This window comes from Arthrobacter sp. 35/47 (assembly GCF_000520475.1).
Lineage (GTDB): Bacteria > Actinomycetota > Actinomycetes > Actinomycetales > Micrococcaceae > Arthrobacter_D > Arthrobacter_D subterraneus.
Map to the genome: position 1 here is coordinate 103,347 of NZ_KI914618.1, position 6,056 is coordinate 109,402.

4 protein-coding genes are annotated in these 6,056 nt (G+C 65.6%); 1 reads left to right on the forward strand and 3 read right to left on the reverse strand.

The annotated features are described in order from the left end of the window. Positions 1 to 233: 233 nt before the first annotated feature. On the reverse strand, positions 234 to 3,635 hold the full coding sequence (locus X803_RS0115305; protein ID WP_026545812.1) for a pyruvate carboxylase: 3,402 nt from the start codon (positions 3,633 to 3,635) through the stop codon (positions 234 to 236). Between the two features lie 229 nt (positions 3,636 to 3,864). Between X803_RS0115305 and X803_RS0115310 the strand changes: the two genes are divergently transcribed. Then, entirely contained in the window at positions 3,865 to 4,692 is an 828-nt protein-coding gene (locus X803_RS0115310; protein WP_026545813.1) for a ParA family protein, read from the forward strand. Positions 4,693 to 4,850: 158 nt separating this feature from the next. Here the strand turns inward: X803_RS0115310 and X803_RS0115315 are convergent, their stop codons facing one another. Both X803_RS0115315 and X803_RS20495 read right to left on the reverse strand, forming a co-directional pair. Beyond that, complete coding sequence (locus X803_RS0115315) at positions 4,851 to 5,444, reverse strand: MerR family transcriptional regulator (RefSeq protein WP_026545814.1); 594 nt, start codon at positions 5,442 to 5,444, stop codon at positions 4,851 to 4,853. Between the two features lie 182 nt (positions 5,445 to 5,626). Continuing rightward, positions 5,627 to 6,056, reverse strand: a 430-nt coding sequence (locus X803_RS20495) for a bifunctional nuclease family protein (protein WP_084033844.1), incomplete at its 5' end; no start/stop codon positions are given.

Below are 6,056 nucleotides of genomic sequence, written 5' to 3' on the forward strand. Positions count from 1 at the left end.
GCCGGGTCCTTGGCGGACCCCGCCGCTGCTTCATCCCGCTCCCCGCTCTGCCCAGGTTCAGCGCCGGGCTGATCCTGCGCAGGCCCGGTTTCAGCGGGGTCCGCAGGGACCCCGCTGGCATCCGCGGACTGATCTGAGGGGTTCTTCTCGTTCGCCATGATTCCTCACGCTCGCCTGACGCCCGCAGCAAGGAGCTGCAGGTGGATTCTGCATCACCTTAGCGCAGGCGCACGTCAGGAGGGGTCGATCACCAGGAGGAGGTCCCCGCCCTGCACCTGTTCGACGGCGCCGATGGCCAGCCGCTTGACGGTTCCGCCCACCGTGGTGGTGATGCCGGCTTCCATCTTCATTGCTTCGATGGTTGCCACGGTGTCACCGGCCTGCACGGTGTCGCCTTCGGCTACGCCGAGGGTCACTGCCCCGGCGAACGGCGCGGCGACGTGGCCCGGCTGCGCCGGGTCGGCCTTCTCGGCTGCCTTCACGTCGGTGTGGACACTGCGGTCCCGCACGACGACGGGGCGCATCTGCCCGTTCAGCGTGCACATGACCGTGCGCATGCCGCGTTCATCGGCGTCCGAGACCGCTTCGAGGGTCGCGATGAGACGGACACCCTTTTCGAGCTGGATGACGTGCTCGCTACCCTGCTGCAGCCCGTACAGGTAGTCGCGGGTGTCCAGGACGGAGACGTCGCCGAAGGTGTGGCGGGTGGTCTGGAAGTCCCTGGTGGGACCCTCGAAGAGCAGCCGGTTGAGCGTGGCACGGCGGGTCGCGGAGTCGCCGTCCAGTGCCTGCTGGTCCTCGGCGCTGAGCTCAGCGTCACGGACCTTGACGGTGCGGCCCTGAAGAGCCTTGGTGCGGAACGGTTCCGGCCATCCTCCGGGAGGGTCGCCGAGTTCGCCGCTGAGGAAACCGATCACGGAGTCCGGGATGTCGTACTTCTGCGGGTTCTCCTCGAACGCCGCCGGCTCCACGTTGGACCCGACGAGCTGCAGGGCGAGATCGCCGACCACCTTGGAGGACGGAGTGACTTTCACCAGGCGCCCGAGCATCCGGTCCGCTGCGGTGTACATGTCCTCAACCGCCTCGAACCGCTCGCCAAGACCCAGGGCGATGGCCTGCTGGCGGAGGTTGGAGAGCTGCCCGCCGGGGATCTCATGCCGGTAGACCCGCCCGGTGGGCCCGGGCAGGCCGGACTCGAAGGGCGCGTAGACGCGGCGCACTGCTTCCCAGTACGGCTCAAGGGAGCTGACGTTCTCCAGCGACATGCCGGTGTCACGCTCGGTGTGCGCAAGGGCCGCGACCAGAGCCGAGGCCGAGGGCTGGCTGGTGGTACCGGCCAGTGAGGCGCTGGCGACGTCGACGGCGTCGACTCCGGCGTTGGAGGCGGCCAGAAGGGTGGCCAGCTGGCCTCCGGCGGTGTCGTGCGTGTGCAGGTGCACCGGCAGGTCGAACCGGTCGCGCAGGGCGGTGACGAGTTGGGCTGCCGCGGCCGGGCGCAGCAGGCCTGCCATGTCCTTGATGGCGAGGATGTGCGCCCCGGCGTCGACGATGCGCTGCGCGAGGTCGAGGTAGTAATCCAGCGTGTAGAGCTTTTCCTCGGGGTCCAGCATGTCCGAGGTGTAGCACAGCGCCACTTCAGCGACCGCGGTGCCGGTTTCGCGGACGGCGCGGATGGCCGGCTCCATCTGCGACACATCGTTAAGCGCGTCGAAGATGCGGAAAATGTCGATTCCCGTGGCCGCGGCTTCCTGCACAAACGCCTTGGTGACCGCTTCGGGGTACGGGGTGTAACCGACGGTGTTGCGTCCGCGCAGGAGCATCTGCAGGCAGATGTTCGGCATCTCCGCGCGCAGGGCAGCGAGCCGCTCCCACGGGTCCTCACCCAGGAAGCGCAGTGCGACGTCGTAGGTTGCACCGCCCCAGGCCTCCACCGACAGCAGGTCCGGCATTTTAGCGGACACGGCCTTGCCCGCGGCGACAAGATCCCGGGTGCGCACGCGGGTGGCCAGCAGTGACTGGTGGGCGTCGCGGAAGGTGGTGTCCGTGACGGCCAGGGCCGTCTGCGCCCGCAGCTCGGCCGCGAAGCCCTCCGGCCCGAGTTCCTGCAGGCGCTGACGGCTTCCGGGACGCTGCTCTGCCTCGGTGACCGCCGGGAGCTTCTCCGCCGGGTCAATGCCGACGGTGAGTTCGCCATGGGGCTTGTTGACCGTGACGTCGGCCAGCCAGTTCAGCAGTTTAGTTCCGCGATCGGCCGGAACGCGGGCGGTGAGCAGTTCGGGGCGCTCGTCGATGAACGAGGTGGCCACGTTGCCTGCAATGAAGTCCGGGTCATCGAGGACGGCCTGCAGGAAGGAAATGTTGGTGGACACCCCGCGCACCCGGAACTCGGCCAGGGCACGCCGCGCCCGGCGGACCGCGGACTCATAGTCCCGGCCCCGGCAGGTGAGCTTCACCAGCATCGAATCGAAATGCGGGCTGATCTCGGCTCCCGCGTACACGGTGCCGCCGTCCAGCCGGACGCCCGCCCCGCCGGCGGAACGGTAGGCGGTGATTTTTCCGACATCGGGCCGGAATCCGTTCGCCGGGTCCTCGGTGGTGATCCGGGACTGCAGGGCTGCACCTCGCAGCCGGACCGAGTCCTGGGACAGACCGAGATCCGCCAGTGTCTCCCCCGCCGCGATCCGCAGCTGGGACTGCACCAGGTCCACATCGGTGACCTCCTCGGTCACCGTGTGCTCCACCTGGATGCGCGGGTTCATCTCGATGAAGACGTGCTGCCCGGCGCGTTCGCCCACGGTGTCCACGAGGAATTCGACGGTACCGGCGTTGACGTAGTTCAGTGCCTTGGCGAAGGCGACCGCGTCACGGTACAGGGCCTGCCGGATGTTCTCATCCAGGTTGGGCGCCGGAGCGATCTCGATGACCTTCTGGTGGCGGCGCTGGAGGGAACAGTCCCGTTCGAAGAGGTGCATGACGTTGCCCTCGCCGTCAGCGAGGATCTGGACCTCGATGTGACGCGGACGCAGGACAGCCTGCTCGAGGAACATGGTGGGGTCACCGAACGCGGAATCAGCCTCGCGCATTGCAGCTTCGAGCGCTTCACGCAGGTTCTCCCGCTTGTCCACGCGGCGCATGCCTCGTCCGCCGCCGCCCGCTACCGCCTTGGCGAAAATCGGGAAACCGATCTCATCCGCCGCCGCAACGAGCTCCTCAAGGTCGGCGCTCGGCTTCGAGGACTTCAGGACCGGGATACCGGCCTGCCGTGCAGCTTCCAGGGCACGGACCTTGTTACCGGCCAGCTCCAGCACCTCGGCCGGCGGCCCCACGAAGGTGATGCCGGCGTCGGCTGCAGCACGTGCGAGGTTCGGGTTCTCGGACAGGAAACCGTAGCCCGGATAGATGGCGTCGCAGCCCGCGTCCTTGGCCACGCGGACAATCTCATCAACATCAAGGTACGCACGGACCGGATGGCCCTCCTCACCAATGAGGTACGCCTCGTCCGCCTTCTGCCGATGAATCGAATTACGATCCTCATGCGGGAACACCGCAACAGTCTTCGCGCCGATTTCATAACCCGCCCTGAATGCACGAATGGCGATCTCGCCGCGGTTAGCTACCAGAATCTTCGAGAACATTGCTCTCCTGCACTCTTGCGGGATCGATAAAACAAGAACTTGGCGTCCCCAGCCTACATTTGGTCTTTCTGGTCACAGTAATTTGTCTTCATGAGCCGGTAACGCTTTGCTTCACACGCGCCGTCGCGCCGTGTTCGCTCGTTCTGCGGGTCCACCTATGATGAATAGGTGTGCGGGCACAAAGATCCTGCGTTCTGTGGCATCTCAACGATAGGTATTGGTTCAACAAGTGCAAGTAGTGAGCATCAGCAGCCTCAAAGGTGGGGTCGGCAAGACCTCGGTCACCCTGGGACTGGCATCCGCGGCCCTGTCCGCCGGAATCCCCACACTTGTTGTTGACCTTGATCCGCATGCGGACGCCACCACCGGACTCGGCGTGCAGGCCAATGACCAGATCGACATCGGCAGGCTCCTGAAAAATGCCCGTCGGGGTGATCTGGCCGCGAATGTCGTGCCGAGCGGCTGGGTGGGCAACGCGGTGAAGCGCAGTTCCAGCACCACAGCCCCTGTTCTCGACGTTGCGATGGGCTCGGCCTACTCGGGAATTTACGACCGGCCCGACCTCGGCAAGCGTGACCTGCGCCGCCTGTCCACGCTGCTCGACCGGGTTGAGGGCTACCGGCTGGTGCTGATTGACTGCCCGCCGTCGCTGAACGGGCTCACGCGGATGGCCTGGACCGCGAGCAACCGTGTGCTGCTGGTGGCGGAGCCGGGGCTGTTTTCCGTCGCGGGTACCGAACGGACCATGCGCGCAATCGAACTGTTCAAGAATGAGTTTGCACCCAACCTGATGCCGGCCGGGATCGTGGCCAACCGGGTTCGCACCGGATCCAACGAGCACGCGTTCCGTTTGAACGAGATGAAGCAGATGTTCGGGGACCTGTTGCTCAGCCCCACCATCGCGGAGCAGGCCAACTGGCAGCAGATCCAGGGCGCAGCCCACGCGGTGCACCACTGGCCGGGCGAATCGGCGAAGCAGGCGGCGGGATACTTCGACGATTTGCTCCGGGCACTGCTGGACTCAGGGCGTATGCGCAACCGCGTGGCCCGGCGCTGACCTCGCGGCCTTTCACGGTAAATGGAGCGACCCGGACGTAAAAATGGAGCAACTCGGACCTAATAGTGAGGTATCCGGACCGATGTGAGCAGAGGTTCGCTCACCATTGTCCAACTTGGTCACCTCAACGATCCGGCTCGGCTGATGGTGAATCCAGATCAGCTGATCTTGCGCGCTGCCCGTCGCTTGCTGAGCTCATCGTCAGGGAAATCCTGATCTGCGGCGTGCTCGCTCGGGAGGGCAGCGAGGCTGCCTTCAACCTCACGCCAGACACGCCCGACGGCGATTCCAAAGACTCCCTGCCCGCCCTGGACGAGGTCGATCACTTCATCAGCCGACGTGCACTCATACACACTGGCGCCGTCACTCATCAGGGTGATCTGCGCCAGGTCCTCGACGCCGCGTTCCCGGAGGTGCTCCACCGCGCTGCGGATCTGCTGGAGCGAGACTCCCGTGTCCAGCAGGCGCTTGACCACCTTGAGGACCAGAATGTCGCGGAATCCGTAAAGCCGCTGGGAACCTGAACCCGAGGCACCCCGGACGGCCGGTTCAACGAGACCCGTGCGTGCCCAGTAATCGAGCTGGCGGTAGGTGATGCCTGCGGCCTTGCAGGCTGTGGGTCCGCGGTAACCCGCGTCCTCATCGAGTACGGGAAGATCTTCAGTGAAGAGCAGGCCCTGTGCGCTGGCGGGTATGGGTGCACCCGTCGCGGCCGCGTTGGAACCCGTACCGGCGTCGCCTTTCGGACTCACGTGTTGCCTCCTCGTTCTGGTTCCCGGGGGGAAGTGGCACAAGCCGAGGTCCACAGGGGTTTATTGAGTAACTGCCCTGAGTCTACAGCGAGTGCAATGGGAACTGTATGCTTCGACGTTAGATCGCCCGGTACCCGAGGTCAAAGATGCCGACCATAACAATCTGAGCGTGTCGCCGCCGGCTACTTTTCAAAGTCCTCGGGCTCGACGTCTGCGAGGAACTCGCGGAACTGTTTCAACTCGCGCTCCGCATTGGCCTGCCCTTCCGGGGAGACTGTCTCGCCGTCGTCGTCCGCCGCTTCTGTGATCTCCACGCCGGTGTCTTCCATGACCTGCGGCGCACAGTAGATCGGGCAAGGAACCCGGAGGGCGATGGCGATCGCGTCGGAAGCGCGGGAACTGACTGCTGTGCCGTCCTCGAACACCACCTCGGCATGGAACACCGTGTCTTCCACACGGACGATGCGGACCTCGGTGACGGTGTGGTTGAGGGCGGCGACAATGCTGACGAGGAGGTCGTGGGTCATGGGCCGCGGGGGGACGATGCCCTGCTGCACAAAGGCTATGGCACTGGCTTCCGGGGCGCCGATCCAGATCGGGATGTGGCGGGGG

Excerpts from the sequence above, each read along its gene's own strand:
- X803_RS0115305 (WP_026545812.1), bottom strand. The coding sequence starts at position 3,635 with ATGTTCTCGAAGATTCTGGTAGCTAACCGCGGCGAGATCGCCATTCGT.